Below are 4,102 nucleotides of genomic sequence, written 5' to 3'. Positions count from 1 at the left end.
GCGGAAACTGTACAAATTGACGCTGGAGGGCGAACTGGCGGCCAGCCTGGATCTCTCCGGGTTAAATATCGGCACGCCCCAGGGCATGGTGTTCGGGCCGAGCCTGGATCGCACCGATCATCCGTCCATCTGCCATCTGTATCTGGTGACGGCCAAGGGGCCTAAAGGCGAAGTCAGCGAATGGGAACTGCCCGGACCTTTTTAGACCGGCGGCCAAGAATTGATATCTGAGCATTGCAAAACTTCTTTTCGCAAGGAATTTACAAATGATAAATAGAAATGCTTTTTTTACCCTTTCAGCGCTGAGCACCATTCTGCTGATGTCCGGTCAGCGCACGCTCGCCGCCGACAACGTTACGGGGACGTTGGTCCGGACCATCGAGGCCTCGGCATTCAATCCACCCAGCCCGGACACTAGCGGCCTGACTTATCTTAGTTTCAGCAATACATTGCTGCTCAGCGACGGCGAGGTCAACGAGATGCCGGTTTATTTTACCGGAGACAATCTGTTTGAAATGACGCTGCTCGGCGAACTGATTGCCACGGCATCCACTACGAATTTATCTCAGTCCGGCTATACAAATGAGCCGAATGGCCTCGCCTCCAATCCAAATGATGGCCATCTGTTCGTCTCTTCCGATGACGACAAATCCATCTACGAGATCAATCCTGGGCCCGATGGGCAACTGTTTACCGCCGATGACATCCACACCTCGTTTTCCACCAGTGCCTTCGGCAGCAATGACCCGGAAGGCATTGCTTACGATGCCGCGGAAGGCGCGCTTTATATCGCCGACGGACTGAACTCGGAAGTGTATAAGATTCTGCCCGGTCCGGACGGCCGTTTCGATACGCCGCTCGATAATCAGGTCAGCTCTTTCGATACCGAGAGCCTTGGCGTGCATGATCCTGAAGGCATAGATCTTATAGCGCCCGGCGAGCTATACCTGGTCGGAAAGCCGGCCACGCGCATGGCCCACATTTACACCGCAGGCCCCCTGCTCAGGTACGTCGATATTAGCCAGGCAAACGCGGACAAACCCGCGGGAATAGCCGTGGCACCAGGCAGTTCGGAGCCATCCGTGTTAAACGCCTACATCGCCGACCGGGGCGTCGACAATGATAAGGACCCCAACGAAAATGACGGCAAAGTCTATGAAATTTCCGTGCCGCCAGTTCCTGCCGGCAATCGCGCCCCCGGCGTCGCGGCGGGGCCGGACCTGACCATCGTCCTGCCGGCCGAGGCCACACTGGACGGCGCGGTCGTGGATGACGGCCTCGGCCCGATCACGTCGACCTGGAGCAAGGTTAGCGGCCCCGGCACGGTGACTTTCGGCGATGTTAGCGCGGTCGATACCACGGCCAGTTTCAACGCGATCGGACGCTATGTGTTGCGTCTGACGGCCAGCGACGGTCAATTGTCCGCCAGTGATGATGTAGAGGTACAGGCGCGCCAGCCCTTCTCGGCACCTTTCACTACCATCTATGTTTCTACCACCAGCAGCGACAAGATTGGCAGTTTAACTTTCGCCGACGAGGATATCATCGCCTTTGACACGGCCAGCGAGACCTGGTCCATGTATTTCGACGGTTCGGCTGTAGGACTCGATCTCAGCGGCATGGACGTTAACGCCTTCGAAATCATGAACGACGGCAGCATTCTGCTTAGTTTCGATGATCCGGCCACGGTCACGATCAATGGCGTTCCCACGCTCGTCGAGCCTTCCGATATCGTGCGTTTTATTCCCACCTCGCTCGGCAACAATACCGCCGGCGTCTTCGAGTGGTTCTTCGACGGCTCGGACGTCGGACTGGATACAATCGATGAAAACATCGATGCGATTTCGTTCCTTCCGGACGGCCGCCTGGTCATCAGCGTGACCGCACGCTACACCTTACCCGGTCTGAAAGGCCTGGATGAAGACCTGATCGCCTTCAGCGCCAGCGACCTCGGCGAAGAAACAAGCGGCACCTGGAGCATGCATTTCGACGGTTCCAAGGTGGGTATGAGCGATGGCGGCGACGGCGAGGACATCAATGGCGTCTGGCTCGATAGCAATAATGGCGACAACAGCAATATTTACCTGACCACCAAGGGCTCATTCCTGGTCAACGTCGCCAGCGGTGGCGCCGATGACATCTTCAGGTGCATTCCGAGTTCGACCGGAACGGCGATTGCATGCGACTATGATTTCACCTGGGACGGCATTAACAATGGACTGCCGCCAGGAACCGTCGTGGATGGCATCGCGTTATCGCGCGAACTGTCCGGAGGAATAGCCGATACCATACCGCCTACTGTGAGTCTGACGGCCCCGGTATCCGGCGACACTGTTGCCGGCACGGTGACCCTCACGGCCGATGCCGCGGATAATATCGGCGTGGCAGGCGTGCAGTTCCGCGTCGATGGAAATCCGCTAGGCGCTGAGGACACCAGTCCGCCTTATACCACTTCCTGGGACGCTACCACGGTGCCTGATGGCCAGCACAGCTTGACCGCCGTGGCAAGGGACGCTGCCGGCAATATGACTGAGTCCAATACGGTTCTGGTGATGGTGGAAAATAATCCGCCGCCCGCCGATACAACTCCGCCCACGGTAAGCCTGACGTCCCCGGCATCCGGTTCCACCGTCTCCGGCACGGTTTCCGTCTCGGCCAATGCCGCGGATGATGTCGGCGTGACAGGTGTACAGTTCCAGCTTGACGGAAATCCGCTAGAGGCCGAGGTGACCACGGCGCCCTATGCCGTTTCCTGGGACACCACCACAGCAACTGCCGGCACGCACACGTTGACGGCGGTGGCGAGGGATGCTGCCGGCAATACCACGGTTTCCAGCGCAGTTTCGGTAACCGTGAACAACCCGCCGGCCACCCTGACCTTTACCCCAACGGCGGATGCCGCCATCAAGGCCGACTTTCCTGAGAAAAACTACGGGGCCTCGGTCAATTTGGGCGCGAGGAACAGTCCGAACCCGGTGGAGGATTTTCTGATGAAACTGACCGTTTCAGGAGTAGGCTCGCGGTCGATCGTCAGCGCCAGGCTGCGTCTGTACAACGTCGATTCCTCGGATAAAGGCGGCGACTTCTACGCCATCGCCGACACCTCCTGGACCGAGAGCGGCGTTACCTGGAGCAACGCTCCGGCGGCTGGATCGCTGGTAGCTTCCCTGGGTGCCGTGACCAAAGACACCTGGTATGAAGTGGATGTCACCTCCCTGATCACGGGCGATGGCGTCTTCGGCCTGCGGGTGAAATCGACTTCCAGCAACTGGGTCGGCTATGGATCGAAGGAAAGGGCCGGGGTTATTCCGGAGCTGGTCGTCACGATCGAGTAAACGAGGGCAATTTGAGCATGGTGGCCGACTGGCGAATCAAGCTCGTCCGGCCATCTCAATAATTTGATATAGCGAGGATTTCTCAGATGAATGCGATATGCGCATAAAGCCGGTCCCAATCCGGCATCAGGATAGATAAGTTATTAATATCATGCGGTTAGGGTTTGGCTAAAAATGACTTCCTGAAACTGGAATTTTGCACAGGATGTGCTGAGCACTGAAGCGCATCGCTCGCGAACGATGCGCCTCCTGGCGTCGGCACATCCTATGTTTAAACTGGGACGTTATTGACGACCAAATCTTTAGTTGTATTTAGGATGATTTAACAAAGTGTCGCCAGCGTCTGGCAGGCGCTGGCCGCCAATTGATAATGCTTCAGTAAAAGGCCGGCCGATGGCCTTGCTTCTCGCGCTCTCCGCTACCGGCGGAGACGTTCTCAGTGCAGTGAACGGGACGGAATTACCCGGTAAGTATCATCAGTACACACGCGGCGATCGCATCCAGATCGCTTCAAATTAATCATCAAACAACGCCTTATGAGGATTAACTAATGAATAACGGCATGACAAAGACCTATTTAACCAAGTTTTTTTCGCTCTTTTTCAGCGCCCTGCTGATTTACGGGGCGGGAAACCCTTCAGCCGTGGCGGCCGGTCCGGCCGACACGCTCACGCTTACCCGGGTCGTCGACACCGACGATTTATTCGACGAGGATTTTTTCAGCGCCGGCCATCCGGGCTTTCCGGGCGTCGGCTTCCCGCCCGGCG

3 protein-coding genes are annotated in these 4,102 nt (G+C 57.2%); all 3 read left to right on the top strand.

All coding sequences use genetic code 11. From position 1 onward, the window contains the following. Positions 1-205 (top strand): hypothetical protein (locus METMA_RS27655; RefSeq protein WP_040591550.1); only part of this gene is annotated, 205 nt, incomplete at its 5' end. Between the two features lie 61 nt (positions 206-266). Further along, on the top strand, positions 267-3,335 hold the full coding sequence (locus METMA_RS26065) for an Ig-like domain-containing protein (protein WP_020161584.1): 3,069 nt from the start codon (positions 267-269) through the stop codon (positions 3,333-3,335). Between the two features lie 562 nt (positions 3,336-3,897). Continuing rightward, on the top strand, positions 3,898-4,102 hold a 205-nt coding region (locus METMA_RS25570; protein WP_156830690.1), incomplete at its 3' end, for a hypothetical protein.

It is taken from the genome of Methylobacter marinus A45 (genome assembly GCF_000383855.1).
Lineage (GTDB): Bacteria > Pseudomonadota > Gammaproteobacteria > Methylococcales > Methylomonadaceae > Methylobacter > Methylobacter marinus.
This window is presented reverse-complemented; position numbering and strand designations above follow the sequence as displayed.